Origin of the sequence: Acuticoccus kalidii, assembly GCF_021556395.1 — a bacterium.
GTDB lineage: Bacteria > Pseudomonadota > Alphaproteobacteria > Rhizobiales > Amorphaceae > Acuticoccus > Acuticoccus kalidii.
In genome coordinates, this window is record NZ_JAKGCS010000024.1 from 52,307 (window position 1) to 73,315 (window position 21,009).

Annotated in this window: 21 protein-coding genes and 1 pseudogene; 2 read left to right on the top strand and 20 right to left on the bottom strand. The window is 65.7% G+C overall.

The annotated features are described in order from the left end of the window. Positions 1-33: 33 nt before the first annotated feature. The 10 genes and pseudogenes from L1787_RS13715 to L1787_RS13760 all read right to left on the bottom strand — a co-directional run bounded on the left by L1787_RS13715 (position 34) and on the right by L1787_RS13760 (position 7,054). Entirely contained in the window at positions 34-1,266 is a 1,233-nt protein-coding gene (locus L1787_RS13715; RefSeq protein WP_235709409.1) for a phage major capsid protein, read from the bottom strand. 4 nt (positions 1,267-1,270) lie between these two features. Then, a complete protein-coding gene (locus L1787_RS13720) occupies positions 1,271-1,864 on the bottom strand; it encodes an HK97 family phage prohead protease (RefSeq protein ID WP_235709410.1) in 594 nt (197 codons plus the stop codon). Continuing rightward, positions 1,861-2,037, bottom strand: coding sequence for a hypothetical protein (locus tag L1787_RS13725; RefSeq protein WP_235709411.1), 177 nt, complete (start codon positions 2,035-2,037; stop codon positions 1,861-1,863). Before L1787_RS13725 ends, L1787_RS13720 begins: the two co-directional genes overlap by 4 nt. Then, positions 2,037-2,222 carry a hypothetical protein gene (locus L1787_RS13730; RefSeq protein WP_235709412.1) on the bottom strand — a complete coding sequence of 62 codons (186 nt, stop codon included), beginning with the start codon at positions 2,220-2,222 and terminating at the stop codon, positions 2,037-2,039. Before L1787_RS13730 ends, L1787_RS13725 begins: the two co-directional genes overlap by 1 nt. Continuing rightward, positions 2,222-3,376 (bottom strand): phage portal protein, encoded by a 1,155-nt coding sequence (locus L1787_RS13735; protein WP_235709413.1) that lies wholly within the window; start codon positions 3,374-3,376, stop codon positions 2,222-2,224. Before L1787_RS13735 ends, L1787_RS13730 begins: the two co-directional genes overlap by 1 nt. A gap of 59 nt (positions 3,377-3,435) precedes the next feature. Beyond that, positions 3,436-4,683, bottom strand: a pseudogene (locus L1787_RS13740) (DNA-packaging protein). A 107-nt stretch (positions 4,684-4,790) separates the two neighbouring features. After that, the gene (locus L1787_RS13745; RefSeq protein WP_235709414.1) at positions 4,791-5,141 is read right to left on the bottom strand and encodes a hypothetical protein; all 351 of its coding nucleotides are present in this window, start codon (positions 5,139-5,141) and stop codon (positions 4,791-4,793) included. Between the two features lie 375 nt (positions 5,142-5,516). After that, the gene (locus L1787_RS13750) at positions 5,517-5,963 is read right to left on the bottom strand and encodes a YcgN family cysteine cluster protein (protein WP_235709415.1); all 447 of its coding nucleotides are present in this window, start codon (positions 5,961-5,963) and stop codon (positions 5,517-5,519) included. Continuing rightward, positions 5,956-6,255: a DUF1491 family protein gene (locus L1787_RS13755; protein ID WP_235709416.1), complete on the bottom strand. Its 300-nt coding sequence runs from the start codon at positions 6,253-6,255 to the stop codon at positions 5,956-5,958. The genes L1787_RS13750 and L1787_RS13755 overlap by 8 nt, the downstream gene beginning before the upstream one ends. Before the next feature lie 85 nt (positions 6,256-6,340). Beyond that, positions 6,341-7,054 (bottom strand): peptidoglycan-binding domain-containing protein, encoded by a 714-nt coding sequence (locus L1787_RS13760; protein WP_235709417.1) that lies wholly within the window; start codon positions 7,052-7,054, stop codon positions 6,341-6,343. 155 nt (positions 7,055-7,209) lie between these two features. On the opposite strand from L1787_RS13760, the gene L1787_RS13765 reads away from it, so the two are divergent. After that, on the top strand, positions 7,210-7,593 hold the full coding sequence (locus L1787_RS13765) for a hypothetical protein (RefSeq protein ID WP_235709418.1): 384 nt from the start codon (positions 7,210-7,212) through the stop codon (positions 7,591-7,593). Between the two features lie 123 nt (positions 7,594-7,716). Beyond that, positions 7,717-8,223 carry a xanthine phosphoribosyltransferase gene (gpt, locus tag L1787_RS13770; protein ID WP_235709419.1) on the top strand — a complete coding sequence of 169 codons (507 nt, stop codon included), beginning with the start codon at positions 7,717-7,719 and terminating at the stop codon, positions 8,221-8,223. A 117-nt stretch (positions 8,224-8,340) separates the two neighbouring features. Here gpt and rnd read toward each other — a convergent pair whose 3' ends face one another. The 10 genes from rnd to L1787_RS13820 all read right to left on the bottom strand — a co-directional run bounded on the left by rnd (position 8,341) and on the right by L1787_RS13820 (position 20,997). Continuing rightward, positions 8,341-9,609 (bottom strand): ribonuclease D, encoded by a 1,269-nt coding sequence (gene rnd / locus L1787_RS13775; RefSeq protein WP_235709420.1) that lies wholly within the window; start codon positions 9,607-9,609, stop codon positions 8,341-8,343. A gap of 19 nt (positions 9,610-9,628) precedes the next feature. Then, positions 9,629-10,780: an osmoprotectant NAGGN system M42 family peptidase gene (locus L1787_RS13780; RefSeq protein ID WP_235709421.1), complete on the bottom strand. Its 1,152-nt coding sequence runs from the start codon at positions 10,778-10,780 to the stop codon at positions 9,629-9,631. Further along, positions 10,768-12,468: an N-acetylglutaminylglutamine synthetase gene (ngg, locus tag L1787_RS13785; protein ID WP_235710029.1), complete on the bottom strand. Its 1,701-nt coding sequence runs from the start codon at positions 12,466-12,468 to the stop codon at positions 10,768-10,770. The genes L1787_RS13780 and ngg overlap by 13 nt, the downstream gene beginning before the upstream one ends. 90 nt (positions 12,469-12,558) lie before the next feature. Next, positions 12,559-14,334 carry an N-acetylglutaminylglutamine amidotransferase gene (locus tag L1787_RS13790; RefSeq protein ID WP_235710031.1) on the bottom strand — a complete coding sequence of 592 codons (1,776 nt, stop codon included), beginning with the start codon at positions 14,332-14,334 and terminating at the stop codon, positions 12,559-12,561. A gap of 290 nt (positions 14,335-14,624) precedes the next feature. Beyond that, positions 14,625-15,386, bottom strand: coding sequence for an ABC transporter permease (locus L1787_RS13795; protein WP_235709422.1), 762 nt, complete (start codon positions 15,384-15,386; stop codon positions 14,625-14,627). Beyond that, the gene (locus tag L1787_RS13800) at positions 15,383-16,324 is read right to left on the bottom strand and encodes an ABC transporter ATP-binding protein (protein WP_235709423.1); all 942 of its coding nucleotides are present in this window, start codon (positions 16,322-16,324) and stop codon (positions 15,383-15,385) included. Before L1787_RS13800 ends, L1787_RS13795 begins: the two co-directional genes overlap by 4 nt. Positions 16,325-16,887: 563 nt before the next feature. Beyond that, entirely contained in the window at positions 16,888-18,357 is a 1,470-nt protein-coding gene (gene gatA, locus L1787_RS13805) for an Asp-tRNA(Asn)/Glu-tRNA(Gln) amidotransferase subunit GatA (RefSeq protein WP_235709424.1), read from the bottom strand. Beyond that, entirely contained in the window at positions 18,354-18,641 is a 288-nt protein-coding gene (gene gatC, locus L1787_RS13810; protein WP_235709425.1) for an Asp-tRNA(Asn)/Glu-tRNA(Gln) amidotransferase subunit GatC, read from the bottom strand. Before gatC ends, gatA begins: the two co-directional genes overlap by 4 nt. 99 nt (positions 18,642-18,740) lie before the next feature. Then, a complete protein-coding gene (locus tag L1787_RS13815; RefSeq protein WP_235709426.1) occupies positions 18,741-19,955 on the bottom strand; it encodes an ABC transporter permease in 1,215 nt (404 codons plus the stop codon). A gap of 16 nt (positions 19,956-19,971) precedes the next feature. Next, positions 19,972-20,997, bottom strand: coding sequence for an ABC transporter permease (locus L1787_RS13820; protein WP_235709427.1), 1,026 nt, complete (start codon positions 20,995-20,997; stop codon positions 19,972-19,974). Between the last annotated feature and the right edge of the window lie 12 nt (positions 20,998-21,009).

Sequence of the window (21,009 nt, forward strand, 5' to 3'; positions counted from 1 at the left end):
TCCACCGGCCCCATCCCCTCGCCGAAGCGCGGATCAGACGTCGAACTGCAGAAGCTTGATCGCCTCGAAGTCCTGAACGCCGCCGCCCACGCGCTTGGTCGTGTAGAAGAGCACGTAAGGCTTCGACGAATAGGGATCGCGCAGAATGCGAATGCCCTGCCGGTCGACGATCAGATAGCCCCGCCGGAAATCGCCGAAGGCGATCGCGTTGTTGTCGATCCCGCCGGCATTGCCGGAAATGTCCGGCATGTCCTCGGCTTCGACCACGGGGAAGTTGAGGAGTGAGGCGCGCATGCCCGCCGTCGACGGCGGCGCCCACAGATAGTTACCGTCCCCGTCCTTCAGCTTGCGGACGGCGGCCTGCGTGCGCCGGTTCATCACGAAATGCGCATTCTGCCGATAGCCCGACTTCAGCGCATAAACGAGATCGATCAGAACATCGCCCGGATTGGCGACCGGAAAGCCGCCATCGACGCCGGTATTGATCCGCCCGATCTTGCCCCACTCCCAGCTCGAATCGGCGACCGTCGTGTAGCTCGTGATACCCGTCGGCTGACCGCTGCCGGATCCGGCGACGAACGCCTTCGTCTCCTGCTCGGCAAACACCGTCTCAATCTCGTCGGCGAGCCACTCGTCCATGTTGACGGCGGTGTCGTCGAGAAGGGCCGCCGTCGCGGCCGGCATCGCGTAGAGCTCCATCGTGTGGAAGTCGAGCGTCGCAAAATCCGCGTCCGTCGTCGGACGGGCCGCGGTCTCGCTCACCCAGCCGCCCACCGCCGGACCGCCTGCGATCACCGGCTTGCGGAAGGAAATGCCCGACACCTGCCGCACGGTCGCGATCGAACGGATCGGCGAGACGAGCGCCAGACGCCGCAGCACCTCGCCCTCGACCTCGACCGGCACGTTGTAACCGCTGGTGTCGGCGGTCGCCGTCAACGCCTTCGCCTCGAGGCGGGAGGTGTCACCGGCCCGCATATAGCCGTCGAAGGCCGACTTCTGCTCGCTCGGCCGAACGGGCATCTCGCCGCCGAGCGACGGACGGCTCGACTTCAGAACGAGTTCGTCCATCCGCCGCTGGTTGGCATCGAGTGCCGCCTCGACACGGGCGAGCTTGTCGTCCGTCAGAACGTCCGTGCTCGACTTGGCCTCGAGCTCGGCGAGACGCTGATCGTTGGTCTCACGAAAGACCTCGAACGCGCCCATGAAATCCGTGAACGCCCGGCCGAGATCGGCCTTCGTTTCGGGTGCACCCATCTCGTTGTCCATCACATCACCTCGTTTGACGAAGAAGGGCCGTCGTCCGACGCATCCGCGCGATCACGCCAACGTCGACGGCAGTGCCGGGAGACTCGCTCCCCGTGACGCGCCCGGCCCCGGCCGCTCGCGCCCTTGCCTCGGGCAGCATCGGGGACGACACCACCGACACCTCCCAAAGATCGATCTCGTAAAGCCGGCGAACCCGCGCCGACCGGTCCTCTTCCGCGGCGACCGTGCGAAAGCCGATCGACAATCCGTCGAGCCGGCCCGAGCGCATCAGTCGCGCCGCGCGCGGCCCGGCCCCCTCCCGGCCGATCCGCCCCTCGACCCAAAGCCCGACCCGGTCCTCTTCGAGGCGAAGCCAAGCCCCGATCGACGCCTTCGGATCGTGCTCCAGAAGCATCCCGACCGCCGCCGCGCCGCGCGCCCTTAACGTCCGGGAGAACGCCCCCGGCATCACGATGTCGCCGGCAAGATCCATTCGGTTGAAGAGGGAGGCGTATCCGCAGAACCGCCCGTCCGCGTCGACGCTCGCGAGCGCCTGCACATATTTGCGCTCCGGCGCCGCGAGGCCGGCCCTGACAGAAGACATGAGGCCCGCCGTCATTGGAGCGTCCTCGGCCGCAACGACACGATGCGCGGCTTCTCATGCGCCCGCCGCTCGACGATCGTGCGTGCCAGATTGTCGGCGAACACATCGAACACCCGCTCGTGCTCGACCTTGCGCACCGATGTGAACCGCACGACCGGCTCAGCCATGCGCCGCATCATCTCAACCATCAGGACCGTCCGAAAATCGAATTGAGCTTGGCGATCGCGGAGACGAAATCGCAGAACCGCCGGTTCGAACGCGCCAGCTCCCGCATCGTCCAGGCGAGAAGCCCCGACGAGGCCGTCGCCCATGCAAAAAGCGCGAGGTGCGCGAGATCCCCACGCTCCACGATCGACTGGGTCACGAGATCCATCACGCGTCCCCCTCGGCGTCCACGTCATCGACGCCGTATCCGACCGCGAGCCGCTTCTCCTCTCGGGTGAGGAAGTCGGCCCCCGCCACCCGGTCCCAGAGCGCCTCCCGCTCCACCGACAACGCCTCGATCTGGTCGGCATCGAACGACAGGCGCAGCCCCTCGCCCCAAGTCGGGGCGAGCCAGTTGCCGATCGCCTGCGCCGTCCGGTTGACGAGCGGCAACACCGTCTGACGCCAAAACGCCCGGTTCGCCTCCCGATAGTTGGCGTAGGTGTTGTCACCCGGAATACCGAGCAGCATCGGCGGCACACCGAAAGCGAGGGCGATCTCACGCGCCGCGAGATTCTTCGCCTCGATGAAATCCATGTCGCGCGGGCTCATCGCCATCGTCTTCCACTCAAGCCCGCCTTCGAGGAGGAGTGGCCGCCCGGCATTGCGCGCGCCGGTATAGCCGTCCTCCAACTCGCTCTTCAGCCGGTCGAACTGCTCGTCGGACAGATGGCCCTCGCCGGTATAGACGAGCGCCCCGGACGGCCGCGCCCCATTGTCGAGAAGCGCCTTCGCCCAGGCGCCCGACGCATTGTGAATGTCGAGGCTCGTCTGCGCCGCCTCGATCGGCGCGAAGCCATAATGATCGTTCAGCGGATGAAAGAGGCCGAGATGGAGGATCGGCGTGACCTCGCCGTCTTGGCGAAAACGCACCACCCGCGAGCCGGTCTGATACTCGAACGCCTGCGGCCACCCGTCCGGCCCCGGCACAACCTTCATCCGGTCCGGCCTCAGCGCGAAGACTTCGCGCGGCACGCCGTCGAGCGCGACAGCCTCCAGATAGGCGTTCCCGGCCACCATCAGGTGCCCGTACACCGTCTCCATCAGCGCAACGCCCGACTGAGCCGGGTTCGGTCGGCGCAACAGGGTGAGAAGCGGATGCGTCTCCACCTCCCGGTCCCCGTCATAAAGCAGCCATGGCGCCGAAGCCGCCGCCTCCGCGATCATCCGAACCGACCGGAACACGACAGGGTTCGTCGCAAACCCTTCCCGCGCGAGCGACGCATAATCCCGCGGCGTCCAAACCGGCCGCCCGAGCTGCTCGACGCTCATCAGCCGGCCGACACGCGAGGCTTTTTCCTCGCGCTTGCCAAAGATGCCCATCGCACCCCCTTTTGCGGGCCGCGCCCGTCAATTAAAAAGGGGGCCGAAGCCCCCCGACATCATCCGAATTTGCGCACCCGCGGCGGCGCCGCGCCGCCTTCCAGCATCAGAACCGTGAGCGCCCAGACGAGCGCGTCGATCCGGTCCGGCGACACACCCTCCGCCGTCCCCGCAGGAACGAAATTGCACATCTGATCCTCGAGCTCGGCCATCACGCCGACGTGGCTGACGCGTCCTTGCGCATAAAGGAGCGCCACGGGCTCGGCCCGCACCCACTTTCCCCGGCTCGCCCGGACCGGGACGACGGGAACCGACGCATCGGCCTCCCGCACGATCGTCTCGACCATCTCGCCCCCCTGGTTCACCTCGGCGACGAGCCGGTCGGCCCCGAGGGCGTGGTAGAGGCCCACCGCGCGCTCCGCCCAAACCTTCGGCGCAGCCCGCATCACGGTCTGATCGGCGAGCACGTAGGCCCGCCCATCCGCGCCGAGCCCGGCCGCGACGATGCCGCACGCTGCCGATCGCGAGCCGCTCGTCGCCGGCGGATCCACCGCCACGACGATCCGCTGCATCTGCGGCGCCTCGCGGACCCGGCCCTCATCGAGAGCGCTGCGCGACCAAAGCGCATCGTCACGATCCTCGATCAGCTCGCCGTCAAGCTCCTGGCGCCCGAGCCGCGTGCCCCGATATCGGTCGACGATGGTCTCCAAAAAGCCCGGCGCCAGATTGACCGCATTCTGCGCCGTCGCCATTCGGGTCAGCGCCGTGCGGCGATCCTCCATCAGCCGGCGCAAAAGCGGCACCGGCCGCGGCGTCGTGGTCACGACCTGACGCGGGTTCTCACCGAGCCGAAGCGCGAACTGGAGCATGTCCCAGGTCGCGTCCGGCTCCGGCCATTTCGCGAGCTCATCGCTCCACGCCGCGCCGAATTGCGGCCCGCGCAGCGCTTCGGGATCGGCCGCGGAAAAGAGCTGTGCCGATGCCCCGTTCGGCCAGGCGAGGCGCTTGCGAGAGGGCTGCCATTCCGGCCGGTCCTGGCGCGAGGAGATGGCGAGGATGCCCGACACCCCTTCCACCATCACCTCGCGCGCGTCGGCGAACGTCTCGCCGACCAGCGCGATGCGCTCTCACGGCGACGCTGCGAACGGGGCGATCCCCAACGCCATCCCGCGCACCCATTCCGCGCCGGCCCGCGTCTTACCCGCGCCGCGTCCGCCGAGAATGAGCCACGTCGTCCAGTCGCCGTCCGGCGGAAGCTGCTCGCGCCGCGCCCAGACCGGCCAATCCGCGAGGAGCGCTTCGGTCATCGCCGGCGTCAGGCTCGCCAGAAACTCACTCGCCTGCCCCCGCTTCACGCACGCCAGCAACGAGCGGCGCATCTGATAGACCGAGGCTCTACGCGGCGCTATCTCGCTCACGCTTCGGCCTTCGCGCCCTTGGTCCCCTTGTTCGCCGTCCGCCCCCGTTTGGCGGCGCCGGCCTTGTTCGCAGGGTTCATCCGCGCCAGCCTCTCGGCGAGTACGGCGCGCACATGACCCGGATCGAGCGTTTCCCCAGCCGCCTCGCCCGTCAGCTTGCGATCGAGCGAAATCAGCGTCTCCAAGGTTTTCGCAAGCCCGCTCAGCAACTTGGTGTCTTCGACAATCTCCGCCCCTTGCCGCGCGATCCGCGTCTCCACGTCACGCACCTGCACGGCGAACGCTGCAAACAGACGCTGAACCAACCCCTCACGGCTCTCGAGCCCGTTCAATGCGATCTCGACCATCTCGCCCTCCCCCTCCCGGATTTGGACCGTCCGACAACCCGCGGACACGAAAAAAGCCCGACGCGCTCACCCCGGCGCATCAGGCTAAAAAAAAACGCCGCCCGAAGGCGGCGCAGATTGTGAGAAACAAAACATCGAGTGCCTCGATACGCAGCGGCACACGCCGCCTTCAAGCCACCTCGACCAACCTCAGTACCCCGACCAACCCGCTATGCAGCGATGGCCGCTCACCCTTCCGGTCCCGACGGAAGAGTCATTGCCGAATATCGAACGTTGCGACTGAACCCATTTCCCGGTGGGCCCCGTCGCTCGGCCCTTCTTCGCGACAGTGCCCAACCTATAGCCTAGCAGCGGGAGGGTGTCAACCTATAGTTTTCATTCTTCGTCGGGCCAACCGACGATATGTTCCTCGTACGCCTCGACACCCACGTCGTCCTCGGACACCACGCGCCCGCGGACCGAGATGCCGGCCTCGTGCACGGTCGCCGGATCGCCCGATTTCAACGGATGCCACCAGAAAAGGTCGCGCCCCTCCCGCACCAGGCGATAGCCGCACGTCGCCGGCAGCCATGTCAGCGCGCGCACCGTTTCGGGGGTCAGGGGAACACAATCGGGAACCACCTCCGTCCGCCGCTCATAGTTGCGGCACCGGCACGTCCCGTGATCGAGCAAGGTGCAGGCGACGTTCGTCCACGCGATCTCGCCCGTATCATAATCCTCGAGCTTATTGAGACAGCAGCGCCCGCACCCGTCGCACAGCGCTTCCCATTCGCTCGGGTTCATCTCCTCCAGCGCCTTCGTGCGCCAGAACGGCTCACTCATATTCGTCCGCCGTGAAGAACGCGCGCCCGTCACGGTCCTCGACCGTCACCAGCCAGAGATCGCGGTCGAACGAGGCTTCCCGCTCGATCCGTTCCGTGACGTCCATATACGGCGCGCCGCTGAGCAATTTCTCAAAGCCCCGCCGCCCGTCGTCGAACGTATGGGGGCCATAAAGGTCCGCCCCGTTCCCGTGCAGACACTCGACGAAGACCGCGCCCGCGCTCTCGTCACCCTTGCGCGAGATCGCGGCGAACGCGCCCGCGGCGGAACATCGACGCACGTAGGCGCTCACCCAGACGGCGGCCTTCAGCCGGGGTGCGGGCGCCCACTCGTCTCTATCGTCAAATCTCAGATCACTCACGCAAGGGGAATTGGGCTCAAGCGCCCTCGCCCGCAAGCGCCCGCAGCACTTCCGGCGTCATCCCCTGCGAACGAAGGCCGCGCGCCGCGGAAAAGCGCTCGAGCGCCGACCTTGTTTGCGGTCCCATTTTACCATCCACGGACACCGGGCCGAATCCGCGCTCGTTGAGCAGTGCCTGGACCTCGAAAATGTCCATCTGCGCGGCGGGCCGCCGTGTCACGGGGGCCGGCTCCGCGACAACCGGACGCGGCGCATCGACGCTCACCGCCGCCACGATCGCAACGTTAGGCTGCCCCGTCTCAGGAAGGCCGCGATCCCGCTCGAACTGGCGAATGGCCTCGGCCGTCGGCTCGTCGAGAATGCCGGTCACCTCACCGGAATAATAACCGGCTTCGGCAAGGCCGGCCTGGACATCCTCGATCAACGAGATATCCGCATCGGTCTGCCCGGCGTCGAGGGTGATCTCACGGATCGGGTCGTTGTCGGCGCCATTGTGCGCGGCGAAGGACTGGGCGCTCTCACCCGCTCCCCATAGCGGGGCCGGATGTCGCTCGTCCTGCTGCCACAAGGCGTTGCTCGCGACGACCGCGACGATCGCGATCCCGGCGACCGAAGCCGCCGTCGCTCCCTTCCGGCGCATCACACGCCGGCGAATGCGCCGCCCGGTCTGGCTGACCACGGCCGCCCAATCCTCGATAGGCAATCGATCAATATGTTCGGTCAGACGCACAGTGAGGTACCTCCTTGACCCAGGTTGCCAAAAACCTGTGAAAAGGGTGTTAAACGTGACCTCACTCGGGCCTGCACAATCCGATCGGACGCGCCAACCTGCCCGTTACCCGCTCCTGCTATCTTCGGTTCGAACAACGATCGGACACAAGCCTCATGTCAACTCTGTTCAAGCTTATCGCGCTCGCGATCGTGGTGGTCCTGCTGAGCCCGGTTTTCGCGGGGAACACCCAATTCGGTCAGGTGGTCGGCGCTGCGATCGACGATGCGCGCTCCTTCTGCGACCGCCGGCCGGAAACCTGCCGCCAGGGCATGGAACTCATGCGCGTGACGGGTCGCCTCGTCGGTGAAACGCTCACCAACCTCGCCGATAACGTCCACAACGCGGCGACGAGCGGCAATGACGATGCCCTCACTCCCGAGGATCGTGCCCTGTCCCCCGCTTCGGTCAACACACGCATGCCCGACGCATCGGCCGCCGCCAAAGGCGACGTGAAGCCCGACGCCTTCGCCGCACACGGCCAAGATCGACCGATCTGACCGCGAGCGCGGCCGGCTCAGGCCAGGAATCTCTCGAAAAGCGCCATTTGCGCCATCAACGCCTTCCGTTTCACACGATCGGAAGGGATGATGGCGCAACGCTCTTCAACAACCCCGGACGCCATGGCCGAACAACGACTTCGACTTCCCGAAAAAGCCTTCCCCGTCTCGTGGGACCAGTTTCACCGTGACTGCCGCGCCCTCGCATGGCGGCTCAACGGGGCCGGTCCGTTCGAGGCGATCGTGTGCATCACGCGCGGCGGCCTCGTCCCGGCGGCGATCGTCGCGCGCGAACTCGGCGTTCGCGTGATCGATACGATCTCCATCGTCTCCTACGGTGATTTCAAGCAGCTCGAAGCGCTGAACGTCGTGAAGGACGTCGATCCCAAGATCGCATCGGGCGACCCGGCCAAGACCCTCATCGTCGACGACCTCGTCGACACCGGTAAAACCGCCCGTCTCGTCCGCGACAAGCTGCCCGGCGCCCACTTCGCGACGGTCTACGCCAAGCCCAAAGGCCGCCCCCTCGTCGACACGTTCGTCACCGAGGTCAGCCAGGACACTTGGATCTATTTCCCGTGGGATCTCGGCTATTCGTTCCAGCCCCCGATCCACGGCGGGATCGGCTAGAAAGAGCCGCGCCACGAAGCCAAAAAAACCGCGCGACTAAGCTGGAAGGGCCGCCGCGGTGGGGCCGGAGCGGCCGCCGCGGCGCATTTGCCCGTCACGATCCGCGCGAGCCGTGGCTCAGAGCGAATCCTGCGCCGCATCCTCGTGCGGCGCCGTCTCGGCGGACATCGCCTCGTCACCGCCATTGCGCTTGCGGCGCCGCCGGGAGCGCCCACCGGTCGCCGGAACCGGGTTCACCGGACGATCGCAATCGATCGTCTTCAACCCGCGCCCGTCGAACGCGATCGCGATCTCGCCCGCCCGCAGCTTGAGCGCCGCCTCGCCGAAGACCGACCGCCGCCAGCCCGCGAGCGCCGGTGCGTCATGCCCCGCGACGATCGCCTCCAGCTCATCGACCGTCGCGACCACCTTCGGCGCGACGCCGTTCGCCTCGGCGCACAGCTTCAAAAGCACCTTCATCAGCTCGACCGCCGAGCTCGCGCCCTCGATATTCGGCTTGCGCTTGGGCAGCGCCGGCAGCTCGCTCGCCGGCCGTGACGTCACCTCGTTGACGATCGCAAGGCTCGCCTGGCCGAGCCGCGAGCGCTCGAACCCCTTGCCGACGGCCCGCAATTTCGCGAGCGCCTCCGGCGATTTCGGACGCTGGAGCGCGATCTCGTAGATCACATCGTCCTTCATCACACGGTTGCGCGGCACGTCGCGCTCGCGCGCCTCCCGCTCGCGCAGGGCCGCGATCTCCATCAGAACCGCGAGTTCCACCGGCTGCCGCGCGCGCGCCTTGAGGCGTTTCCAGGCGTCCTCCGGCTTGATGTCATAGGTCTCGGCCGAGGCGACCAGCGCCATCTCCTCCGACACCCAGTCCGTCCGCCCCTTCTCGGCGAGGGTGTCGCGAAGATGGGTGTAGACGGCGCGAAGGTGCGTCACGTCCGCGAGCGCGTAAGTGAGCTGCGCGTCCGTCAGGGGCCGCTCGGCCCAGTTGGTGAAGCGGGACGACTTGTCGACGATGCTTCCCGTCACCCGCTGGACGATCTGATCATAGGCGACGCTGTCACCGAAGCCGCACACCATCGCCGCGACTTGCGTGTCGAAGATCGGCGACGGCACCTTGCCGCTCAGATGATGGAAGATTTCAATGTCCTGACGCGCGGCGTGAAACACCTTCATCACCGCCTCGTTCGTCATGAGATCGAACAGCGGTTCGAGCGACAGCTCCTCGGCGAGCGGATCGATGATCGCCGCCTCGTCCATCGATGCGATCTGGACGAGGCACAATTTCGGCCAAAACGTCGTCTCGCGCATAAACTCGGTGTCGACCGTCACGAACGGCGCCGAGGAGAGACGCGTGCACAAGGCTTCGAGCGCGTCCGTCGTCCTGATGATATCCATCGCCTTCAGCCTGCGTCTTTCAAACCTGCGGCTTGCCGGGACGCGGGAACACGTCCGCGTCCTCCATCGGCTGGGTGGTGAAGCCGGCAATCGGCCCCATCGCATCCCGATCGCGTTGGATCTCCACCGGGCTTACCGCATAAGCCGTCAAGAGTTCCGCGATCGACCGCAACGCGTGCAGATGTACGCGTTCATAGCCGTGCGAGCTATCCACGCCGAACGTCACCAGAGCTGTGCGTACGTCATGGCCGGCCTGCAACGCTGCCGCGCTGTCGGAACGGTAATAGCGGAACACGTCCTTCTGATAGCGTATTTCGTTCTCTTCGCACAAACGCACCAGTTTTTGCGTCAAATGCCAGTCGAACGGCCCGGATTGGTCGGCCATGCCGACGGTGACGCCGAACTCCGCGCTCGCCTGGCCGGGCGCCGTCGTCCCGTTGTCGATCGTCACCATGGAGGCGATATCGTCGGTCAGCACCGACGCGCCGCCGATCCCGACCTCCTCGGCGATCGAGAACAGAAAGAAGAGATCGACCGGCAGCTCGACCTTTTCCCGCAAAATCGCGTCGATCGTCGCAAACAGGATCGCGACCCCCGCTTTGTCGTCGAGATGGCGGGAGACGATGTAGTCGTTGTCCATGAACTCCGGCTGCGGATCGATCGCGACGAGATCGCCGATCCCGAAGCCGAGACGGCGCAGATCATGCTCGTCCTTGAGGATCGCGTCGACCCGCATTTCGACATTGGTCCAGGCGACGGGCTGGGTGTCGATCTCGTCGTTGAAGGTATGGCCCGAGGCCTTCAGCGGCAGGATCGTCCCCCGATAGGCGCCATTGTCGGTGAAGACGGTCGCCCGCGCGCCCTCCGCGAAACGGGAGGACCAATGCCCCACCGGCACGAGCTCCAGGCGCCCGTTCGACTTCAGCTGCTTGACCTGCGCCCCGATCGTGTCGAGGTGAGCGATCATCGCCCGCGCGCCTTTGGGGCTCGCGCCCGGCAGACGCGCCCGGATCGCACCGCGCCGGGTGATCTCCATCTCGACGCCGAGCCGCCGCAGCTCGCCGACCGCCGTGCGGACGATCGTGTCCGTGTACCCGGTCGGCGACGCGATCGACAAAAGCTCGGCCAACGTGTCCTTTAGATAGACGGTGTCGATGGTCAGGCGGGACACGTTGCCCCCATTTCGGACGAGCCCTGTCGCGCCTGCCGTGCCGCATGGGGCACCGAAAGCGGGAACAGGAGGTCGATGAAGCGCTCGGCCGTCGGCTGCGGCTCGTGATTGGCAAGGCCCGGCCGCTCGTTCGCCTCGATGAAGCGATAGTCCGCCTCGCGATGCGACGGCACCATCAGATCGACGCCGACGACCGGAATGTCGATCGCCCGGGAGATCCGCACCGCCGCATCCACCAGCGCCGGATGCACGTGATCCGTCACGTCGTGGATCGTCCCGCCGGTGTGAAGGTTCGCCGTGCGGCGCACCTGCACCTCGCGCCCGTCATCGGGAACGCTGTCCATCTCGAATCCTTGCAGCCGAAGGCAGCGCTCGGTCTCGGCGTCCATCGGGATCGACGCCTCCCCGCCTGTCGCTGCCGCCCGGCGGCGGCTCTGCTTTTCGATCAACGCCTTCACGGTCGATGTACCATCTCCGAACACACGCGCCGCCTTGCGGACGGCCGCGGCGACGACCCGATGATCGATCACAACGAGCCTCAGGTCATCGCCCTCGACGAATTCCTCCACGAGAACACGCTCGCACACCTCCCTTGCGCGGGCAAAGGCGGCCTCGATATCGTCCTCGGCGGTCAGTCCGACCGAAATTCCGCGCCCCTGTTCGCCCCGCGCCGGCTTCAAAACGATCCGCTCGTGCTGCTCCAGGAAGCCGCGCGCCTCGTCGGCGGTGGTCGCCTCGATCTCGTCCGGCACCTCGATCCCGGCGCGCTCCACGATCCCGCGCGTCACGGCCTTATCGTCGCAGATCGACATCGCGACCGCGCTCGTCATCTCCGAGAGCGATTCGCGGCAACGCAGCGAACGCCCGCCATAGGTCAGCCGGAAATAACCGTTCGCGCCGTCGATGATCTCGACGTCGATCCCCCGCCGCCGTGCTTCTTCCACGATGATGCGCGCATAGGGGTTGAGGTCCACCTCGGGCGCGGGCCCGGCGAAGAGACGCTCGTTGATCGGATTCTTCCGCTTCAGCGTGTAGGCCGCGAGCCGCTCGAAACCGAGCTTTTCATAAAGCTGGATCGCAAGGTCGTTGTCGTGCAGCACCGAAAGGTCGAGCGTTGCGCACCCGCGCGCCTTGAAGACGTCCGCCAGGCGGCGCACCAGCGCCTCACCGACCCCGGAATGGCGGGTTTGCGGATCGACCGCGAGGCACCAGAGCGACGTCCCCTTCTGAGGATCGTCGAAGGCCCGCGCGTGATCGATCCCGGTCACGGTCCCGATGATGGCGCCCGTCGCCTCGTCCTCGGCGACGAGATAGGTGAAGGCTCGGCTGTCACGCCGACGCCAGAAGAAATCCGGCCGCACCACCACCATACCGCGCGAGGAATAGATGCGGTTGACCGCCTCCGCGTCCTCCTCGCTCGTCAGGCGGCGCACGATATAACCCTGCGGCGGCTTGTCGGCCGGCTCATAGGCCGAAAGATCGAGCCGAAAGGTGTGGCTCGGATCGAGAAAAAGTTCGAGCGGCGCCGCCGACAGCATGACGTGCGGCTCTTCGACGTAGAAGGCGATATCGCGCCGTCCGGGCCCTTCCGAGCGCATTGCCTCGGCGAGCGCTTCGGCGCTTTCATACGTTTCGGCGAAATGAAGTGTCCCCCAGCCGCAATCGAGCCCGACATTGGTCGGGCCCATCGCGGACCGGGGGCGCACCGGGTTCTCTTGCGAAGCGCCTTCGCTCGTCGACTGCGCTCCGCTCTCGGTCTTCTTGGTCATCGGTACCTCTTAGATCCGATGGGACTGCAACCACATCTCCAACAACGCCACCTGCCAAAGCTCCGATCCGCGCAGCGGCGTGATATGAGCCGGCGGGTCGGCAAAGAGTGTGTCGAGATATTGAGTCTGGAACAGGCCCCGGTCCTTCGCCGCGGATGCACCCAGAACGTCCCGCACCATGTCGAGTACGGGGCCCGAGATATATTTGAGCGCCGGCACGGGGAAATATCCCTTCTTCCGGTCGATCACTTCATGCGGAACGAGCTGACGCGCGACGTCCTTCAGGACGCCCTTTCCGCCTTCCTTCAACTTGTGCTCCGGCGGGATCCGCGCCGCAAGCTCGCAAAGCTCGTGATCGAGGAACGGCACGCGCGCCTCGAGGCCCCAAGCCATCGTCATCGCATCGACGCGCTTCACCGGATCGTCGACCAGCATGACGGTGGAATCGATCCGCAGCGCCTTGTCGACCGGATCGTCCGCCCCCGCCATCGCAAACTGCTCACGCACGAAATCGAGGCTCGCATCGTGGTCGGCGAGATAAGGCGGCGCGATCTCCGACTTCAGCCGATCGTGCGAGCGGTCGAAAAAGGCCTTGCTGTAGGCAGCCAGCGGATCGTTGGCCGAGGCCATCGGCGGATACCAGTGATAGCCACCGAACACCTCGTCCGCGCCCTGGCCGGACTGAACGACCTTGATGTGCTTCGCCACCTCCCGCGACAACAGGAAGAAGCCGACATTGTCGTAGGAAACCATCGGCTCCGGCATTGCCGACACCGTCGCCGGCATCGCCTCGATCATCTCCGAGGACGGGATGAAGATCTTGTGATGGTCGGTCCCGAACCGCTCGGCGATGAGGTCGGAATATTGATACTCGTTGCCGACCTCCCCGTGCGCGTCCTCAAAACCGATCGAGAAGGTCTGAAGTCCGGTCTGCCCCGCCTCGGCGAGCAGCGACACGATCACCGAGGAATCGACACCGCCCGAGAGGAGGACGCCCACCGGAACGTCGGCCACCATGCGCCGGCTCACCGACGTCCGCAGCGCTTCGAGCACCCGGTCGCGCCACACCTCGCCGGAGGTCGCGAGGTCCTCCGCGGTGCGCGTATAATCGATGCGCCAATAGACTTCGTCCTTCATCGACCCGTTCGGCTCGATGACGCGGATGGTCGCCGGCGGCAGCTTGCGCACACCCGACAAGATCGTGTGCGGCGGCGGCACGACCGCGTGGAAGGTCATATAATGGTGAAGCGCCACCGGATCGATCGAGGTGTCGACATCGCCGGCCGCGAGGATCGCTTGCAGCGAGGACGCGAAACGGATGCGGTCTTTCGTCTGCGAATAATAAAACGGCTTAATCCCGAAACGGTCGCGCCCCATGACGACGCGCTGGCTGTCCCGCTCGTGGATCACGAACGCGAACATGCCGTGAAAGCGCTTCACGCAGTCGGTGCCCCAGGCGTGATACGCCTTCAAGATCACCTCGGTGTCGCCCGAAGAGAAGAACTGATACCCCTTCCCCTCGAGCTCCCTGCGCAGCTCGGGATAGTTGTAGATGCAGCCATTGAAGACGATGGAGAGCCCGAGATCGGGATCCGTCATCGGCTGCGCCGAACGGGTCGAAAGGTCGATGATCGTCAGCCGTCGATGACCGAAGGCGACACGGTCACGCGCGAGAATGCCGGCCCCGTCGGGCCCTCGCGGCGCCATCGCATCGGCCATCGCGGAAACGGCCCCCACAGATGCGATGCTCCCGTCGAATGTGATCTCGCCGCAAATTCCGCACATCCGGTCCAAACCCCCTTATTCAATCGAATTGTTATGCGACATCCGTCGCCGATGATAGGCGCGTGCCATCAGGCCGGAGGCCCCGAAGGGCCGTCCAGCCGCCGCACGCTCACGTGGATAAGGTTAGGTCTGGATGGTCAGAGATAAAGGACGCGCGAGACGCAAATGCACGCCGGTGCGCCTTTTCGGATCGCGCAGAACCCATGCAACCCATTGATTCAAAACATGATTTTCAGGCGGGAGCCTGGAATGCACGCGCGAAAGAAAATTTCGCGCGTGCGGCCCGCCTCCTATGTCCGCAACCGATAACCCGTGCGGAACATCCACCAGATCACGCCGAGACACAGCGCGACGAAGAGCACGATCATCGACGCCGACAGCGCCAGATTGACGTCGGCATAGCCGAAGAAGGTCCAGCGATAGGTCGACACGAGATAGACGACCGGGTTGAACAGCGTCACCGTCTGCCAGACCGGCGGCAACATCGAGATCGAGTAGAAGCTGCCGCCGAGGAACACCAGCGGCGTGATGATGAGGAGCGGGACGAGCTGAAGCTGCTCGAAATTGCGCGCCCAGATCCCGACGATGAACCCGAACAGCGAGAACACGAGACACGTCACGATCAAGATGACGACCATCAGGATCGGATGGGCGACCTCGATGTCGACGAAGGCGTGCGCTGTGATGAAGATCACGATGCCGATCAGGAACGACTTCGTCGCCGCCGCCGACACGAAACCGATCACGATTTCGAGGAACGAGACCGGCGCCGACAACAGCTCGTAAATCGACCCGATGAATTTCGGAAAGAAGATGCCGAACGCCGCGTTGGTGACCGATTGGGTCAACACCGTCAGCATGATGAGACCCGGCACGATGAACGAGGCGTAGCTGACGCCTTCCACCTGCTCGATGCGCGAGCCGATCGCCCCGCCGAACACGACGAAATAGAGCGAGGTCGTGATCACCGGCGAGACCAGGGATTGCAGGACGGTTCGGAACGCCCGCACCATTTCGTGGCGATAGATCGCCCAGATTGCGAGCCAGTTCACGCCGCGTCTCCATTCCCGTTATGGACGAGTTCGACAAAGATGTCCTCGAGCGAGCGCCGGCGCGTGTCGACGTCGGCAACGACGATCCCCGCCCCCGCGAGGTCGGCGAAGAGCCCCGCGAGCGGCGGCCCGCCTTCGAGGGTGGTGTAGATCAGCGAACGCCCGTCCTCCGCCCGCTCGAGCCCATGGTTCGACAACACATCCGGCACACGCTCGACCGGCTCGGCGAGATGGATGCGCACTTGCCGCTGCCCGAGCCGCTTCATCAGCGCGCCTTTTTCCTCCACGAGAAGGATCTTGCCGCCCGAGATGATCCCGACGCGATCGGCGATCGCTTCCGCCTCCTCGATATAATGGGTGGTCAGGATGATCGTGACGCCGTCGGCGCGGAGCTGGGCGACGACCGCCCACATCTCCTTGCGCAGCTCGACATCCACCCCCGCCGTCGGCTCGTCGAGAAACAGAACGCGCGGCTCGTGGGCGAGCGCCTTCGCGATCAGCACGCGCCGCTTCATCCCGCCGGACAACTCCATCACCGCCGCGTCCCGCTTGTCCCACAGCGTCAGCGCCTTGAGGAGCCGCTCGATGTGCGCATCGTTCGCCCGCTTGCCGAAGAGCCCGCGCGAGAACCGGACCGTGTCCCAGACCTTTTCGAACGGCTCGAGCGTGATTTCCTGCGGAACGAGCCCGATCAGCGAGCGGGCCTTGCGATAGTCGTCGACGATATCGTACCCGCCGACCGACACCCGCCCGGACGTCGGGCGCACGAGCCCGCAGATCGTCGAGATCAGCGTCGTCTTGCCCGCGCCGTTCGGGCCGAGAAGCGCGAGGATTTCACCCCGCTCGATGGTGAGGGACACGTCCGACAAGGCGGTGTGCCCGGAATCGTACGTCTTGTTGAGGCGATCGACCGTTAAGATCGGATCATGCTCGTTCATGGGGTTCAGTCCATTCCTATTCCGGTGCGCCCGGCGTCTTTCGCCCGCGCGCATCGTCTCGTACCGACTGGGAACGGCGCGTCGTGTGCGAGCCGCGTCTACGGTTCGCGCCCCTTTCTCTCCGTCCGGTGTAAGGGAACCACGTCGATGAATCTGCCTGGCGAGACACCGGCCCGGCCTCGATGAGGCAGAGCGGAGCCACCCTCCAATTAAGCGCGATGGCACGCATGTCCAGAGCGACGCTCACAATGTGAAGTCAACGTCCCGATCCGGCGAGGCGAAGGCCGCCCGAGGCGGCCCGGCGCACCGTGCGCGGGCGTCCCGCCCGCCCGAAAAATCGCCCAGACCAAGACCCGAACATCGAAGCCATCCGCCGCGTGACGGACGTCACGCCGGCCAACGTCGCCGCCCGAACTCACGGGCGGACGGGACGGGCCTCTTGCGAGGGCGCGCCGCGACGGTGGTTCCACCATCGGCCCCCGCCCCCGCTGATGCCGGACGCGAGATAGCCTAACGCAGCGCCGCGCGCCGGCTCAGGGCGGACGGCCGCGGCAATGCCCGGCCTATGTCGTCCACCACATCTGCGGCGAGAAATGCCCCGCCGCATCCTCGATCGCCCGCGCGAGGGGCATCAGCGCCTCCTCCTCGAACGGCCGACCGATGAGCTGGAGCCCCAGCGGCAGACCGCTTTCCGAAAGCCCCGCGGGGATCGAGATCCCCGGCAGCCCCGCCATGTTCACCGGCACGGTGAACACGTCGTTGAGGTACATCTCGACGGGATCGGGCTTGCCACCAAGACCGAAGGCCGGCCCCGGCGTCGTCGGCGTGAGGAGAGCGTCGATCCCCTCATCGAACACGGTTTCGAAATCGCGCTTGATCAGCGTGCGGACCTTCTGGGCGCGCAGATAATACGCATCATAATAGCCCGCGGAGAGCACGTAGGTGCCGATCAGGATACGCCGCTTCACCTCGTCGCCGAACCCGGCGGCGCGGGTGTTCTCGTACATCGAAATGATGTCGTCGCCCGGCACGCGCAGCCCATAACGCACGCCATCATAGCGCGCGAGGTTCGACGACGCCTCCGCCGGTGCCACGATATAATAAGCGGCGAGCGCGTATTTCGTGTGCGGCAGCGAGACCGGCACGATCTCCGCCCCCGCATCGCGCAGCCACTCGACGCCCTTCTGCCACAACGCCTCGAGCGCGTCCGGCATCGGGTCGACGCGATATTCCTTCGGAATGCCGATCCGCTTGCCCTTCACGCTGCCGCCGAGCGCGGCTTCATAATCGGCGACCGGAAGATCGACCGAGGTGGAATCCTTCACGTCGACCGAGGCCATTTCCTTGAGGAGGATCGCCGCGTCCTGGACCGTCCGCGCGATCGGCCCGGCCTGATCGAGCGAGGAGGCGAACGCCACGATGCCCCAGCGCGAGCAGCGCCCATACGTCGGCTTGATGCCGACCGTGCCGGTCAGCGCGGCCGGCTGGCGGATCGAGCCGCCGGTGTCGGTCCCGGTCGCGCCGGCGCACAGATGCGCCGCGACCGCCGCCGCCGACCCGCCCGAGGAGCCACCCGGAACGAGCTTGCCGTCCTTCCCGCCCCATGGATTGAGGACCGGTCCGAACGCGCTCGTCTCGTTGGAGGAGCCCATCGCGAACTCGTCGAGATTGAGCTTGCCGAGCTGCACGGCGCCCGCGGCCCACAGATTGGCCGTGACCGTCGATTCGTAAGGCGGCACGAAATTGCCGAGGATCTTCGATCCGGCCGTCGTCGCCGTGCCCTCGGTGCAGAACAGATCCTTGACGCCGAGCGGCACGCCTTCGAGCGCCCCACCCGTCCCGGTCGCAAGGCGCGTGTCCGAGGCCGCCGCCATCTCCCGCGCCTTCTCCGGCGTCACGGTGATGTAGGCGTTGAGCGCGGAAGCCGCCTCGATTGCGTCGAGATAGGCGTCGGTCAGCTCAACCGCGCGGATTTCCTTGCTCTTCAGCTTGTCGCGCGCCTCGGCGAGCGTGAGATCGGTCAGCGCGCTCATTCGACCACCTTCGGCACCAGGAAGAAGCCATCGTCGGACTCAGGCGCGTTGGCGAGCACCTTGTCCGGGTTGCCGCCGTCCGTCACCTCGTCCGCGCGTCGGCGCAGCGCGGCGTCGACGGTCGCCGTCATCGGCTCGACGCCGTCGACATCGACCTCGCCGAGTTGCTCGACAAAGCCCAGGATGGCGTTCAACTCGCCCTGAAGGCGCTCTGCTTCGTCATCGCCCACCTTGATGCGGGCGAGGTGCGCCACGCGGCGCACGGTTTCCAAGTCAACGGACATGAGGGTCGCTCCAACGGTGCGCTCCGCCTACCACCCGCCGGGCGGCCGGCGCAACGGTCAAGGCATGCCGCGCGCCGTTCGTCACCCGTTGCGGCCGCCTCAATTCTTGTAAGGGTCGGCCGCGTCGCGCAATCCATCGCCGAGGAAGTTGAAGGCGAGCACCACGATGATGATCGGGATCACCGGCGCCATCAGCCAGGGATAGATCGTCACGACGGTGATGTTCTGCGCCTCGTTGAGGAGGACGCCCCACGAGATCGCCGGCCGTTGCAGGCCGAGATTGAGGAAGGAGAGCGCCGTCTCGCCGAGGATCATCGTCGGGATCGACAGTGTCGCCGAGGCGATGATGTGGCTCGAAAAGCCCGGCAAGAGATGCCGCCGGATGATCCGCTGTGGCGGCGCGCCCATCAGCATCGCCGCCCGCGCATAATCCTCCTCGCGCAGAGCTAGGAGTTTGGAGCGGACCGCACGCGCAAGCCCCGGCCAGTCGAGAAGCCCCAGAATGATGGTGATGCCGAGATAGATCCACAACGGCGACCACGTGACCGGTAGGGCCGCCGAAAGCGCCATCCACAAGGGCAACTCCGGCAGCGATCGGAGAATCTCGATGAGCCGCATGATCACGCTGTCGACGATGCCGCCGAAAAAGCCCGCGATGCCGCCGAAGAGCATGCCGAGCCCGATCGAGATCGCGACACCCACGAGACCCACGGTCAGCGAGATCCGCGCCCCGTGGACGAGGCCGGAAAGAACGTCGCGCCCGAGCCGGTCCGTGCCGAGAAGGAAGAAGGTTCCTCCTTCGGGCGGGCAGACGAGATGGAAGCGGCCTTCGATCATCCCCCAGAACCGATAGGAATCGCCGAGGCAGAAGAAGCGCAATCTCTGCGGCTCGCTCACGTCGGTCTTATAGACCCATTGCAGCGTGTCGAGGTCGATCTCGGAGACCATCGGATAGACGAACGGTCCGACGAAACGCCCCTCGTGAAAGAGCTTCACCGGCTGCGGCGGGGCATAGAGGAACTCGGCATTCCGCCCGTTCGGATCATACGGCGCGATCGGATCGGCGAACGGAACGCACAGATAGAACAGGAACAGCACGACCGCCGACCACACGGCGAGCTTGTGGCGGCGGAAACGCCACCAGATGATCCGCCATTGCGAGGCCTGGAAATAGCGCTCCTGCTCCGGCGAGAGGCGCTCGGCCTCTCCCGGATCGAACGGGCGATCGTCGACATAATGATCGGCGGCGCCCGGAAGATCGACGCTTGCCTCTCCCGCGCGACGCTCGGGATCGAGCCGGGTCGTCTCTTTCATCGTGCGTACGCCCCGCTCACGCCGGCGCCTCCTGGCCGAGGCGGATTCGGGGATCGAGCGCCGCCAACAAAAGATCCGAAATGAGCATACCGATGAGCGTGAGAACCGCGACGAAGAGGAGAATGAAGCCGGCGAGATACTGATCTTGCGACTGGAGTGCGCCGAGCAGGATCGGCCCGACCGTCGGCAGGTTGAGGACGACCGAGACGATCACCGAGCCCGACACAAGCGACGGAATGAGATTGCCGATGTCCGCGATGAACGGATTGAGAGCGACCCGGAGCGGGTATTTGAGGACGAGATTGCGCTCCTTGAGCCCCTTCGCCCGCGCCGTCGTCACGTATTGGCGGTTCAGCTCGTCGAGGAGGTTCGCCCGCAAGCGGCGGATCATCGCCGCCGTTCCTGCCGTTCCGATCACGATCGTCGGCACCACGAGGTGGGACAGGATCGACATCAATTTGTCGAAGCTCATCGGCTCGTCCATGAAGCGCGGCGCCATCAGGCCACCGACCGACACGCCGAACCACTCGTTCATCAGGAAGAGGAGGATCAGCCCGAGCAGGAAGTTCGGAACCGCGAGCCCCAGATAGCCGAGAAAGGTGAAGCCGTAATCGCCCCAGGAATATTGCCGCGTCGCCGAATAGATCCCGATCGGGAACGAGACGATATAGACGAAGAGGATCGTCGCGAAATTGAGGATCACGGTGAGGAGGAGCGAGCCGGACACCACGTCCCCGACCGGCTTCTGAAACTCGAACGACCAGCCCCAATTGCCCTGCAGGATCCCATCGAACCCGTGCTGACCGGGCCAGATGCCGACCCACACCCCGTACCGCTCCAGGAACGGGCGATCGAGGGCGAACTCACGCCGCAGAAACTCCAGCTTGGCGACCGAGGCCGCCTCGCCTTGCGCCTGGAGCTGCGAGATCTGGTTCGTCAAATAGTCGCCGGGCGGCAACTCGATGATGAAGAAGATCAGCAACGAGATGATGAACAGCGTCGGCACCATGCCGGCGAGCCGACGCAGAACATAGGCAATCATGACGGCTCCGGC

What these genes read in the sequence shown, in the direction of transcription:
- L1787_RS13815 (WP_235709426.1), bottom strand. Translation starts at nt 19,955, where the DNA reads ATGAAAGAGACGACCCGGCTCGATCCCGAGCGTCGCGCGGGAGAGGCA.
- gatA (WP_235709424.1), bottom strand. Translation starts at nt 18,357, where the DNA reads ATGAGCGCGCTGACCGATCTCACGCTCGCCGAGGCGCGCGACAAGCTG.
- L1787_RS13715 (WP_235709409.1), bottom strand. Translation starts at nt 1,266, where the DNA reads ATGGACAACGAGATGGGTGCACCCGAAACGAAGGCCGATCTCGGCCGG.
- L1787_RS13725 (WP_235709411.1), bottom strand. Translation starts at nt 2,037, where the DNA reads ATGGTTGAGATGATGCGGCGCATGGCTGAGCCGGTCGTGCGGTTCACA.
- L1787_RS13765 (WP_235709418.1), top strand. Translation starts at nt 7,210, where the DNA reads ATGTCAACTCTGTTCAAGCTTATCGCGCTCGCGATCGTGGTGGTCCTG.
- L1787_RS13800 (WP_235709423.1), bottom strand. Translation starts at nt 16,324, where the DNA reads ATGAACGAGCATGATCCGATCTTAACGGTCGATCGCCTCAACAAGACG.
- gpt (WP_235709419.1), top strand. Translation starts at nt 7,717, where the DNA reads ATGGCCGAACAACGACTTCGACTTCCCGAAAAAGCCTTCCCCGTCTCG.
- L1787_RS13735 (WP_235709413.1), bottom strand. Translation starts at nt 3,376, where the DNA reads ATGGGCATCTTTGGCAAGCGCGAGGAAAAAGCCTCGCGTGTCGGCCGG.
- gatC (WP_235709425.1), bottom strand. Translation starts at nt 18,641, where the DNA reads ATGTCCGTTGACTTGGAAACCGTGCGCCGCGTGGCGCACCTCGCCCGC.
- ngg (WP_235710029.1), bottom strand. Translation starts at nt 12,468, where the DNA reads ATGGGCCCGACCAATGTCGGGCTCGATTGCGGCTGGGGGACACTTCAT.
- L1787_RS13730 (WP_235709412.1), bottom strand. Translation starts at nt 2,222, where the DNA reads ATGGATCTCGTGACCCAGTCGATCGTGGAGCGTGGGGATCTCGCGCAC.
- L1787_RS13745 (WP_235709414.1), bottom strand. Translation starts at nt 5,141, where the DNA reads ATGGTCGAGATCGCATTGAACGGGCTCGAGAGCCGTGAGGGGTTGGTT.
- L1787_RS13720 (WP_235709410.1), bottom strand. Translation starts at nt 1,864, where the DNA reads ATGACGGCGGGCCTCATGTCTTCTGTCAGGGCCGGCCTCGCGGCGCCG.
- L1787_RS13750 (WP_235709415.1), bottom strand. Translation starts at nt 5,963, where the DNA reads ATGAGTGAGCCGTTCTGGCGCACGAAGGCGCTGGAGGAGATGAACCCG.
- L1787_RS13820 (WP_235709427.1), bottom strand. Translation starts at nt 20,997, where the DNA reads ATGATTGCCTATGTTCTGCGTCGGCTCGCCGGCATGGTGCCGACGCTG.
- rnd (WP_235709420.1), bottom strand. Translation starts at nt 9,609, where the DNA reads ATGGATATCATCAGGACGACGGACGCGCTCGAAGCCTTGTGCACGCGT.
- L1787_RS13790 (WP_235710031.1), bottom strand. Translation starts at nt 14,334, where the DNA reads ATGTGCGGAATTTGCGGCGAGATCACATTCGACGGGAGCATCGCATCT.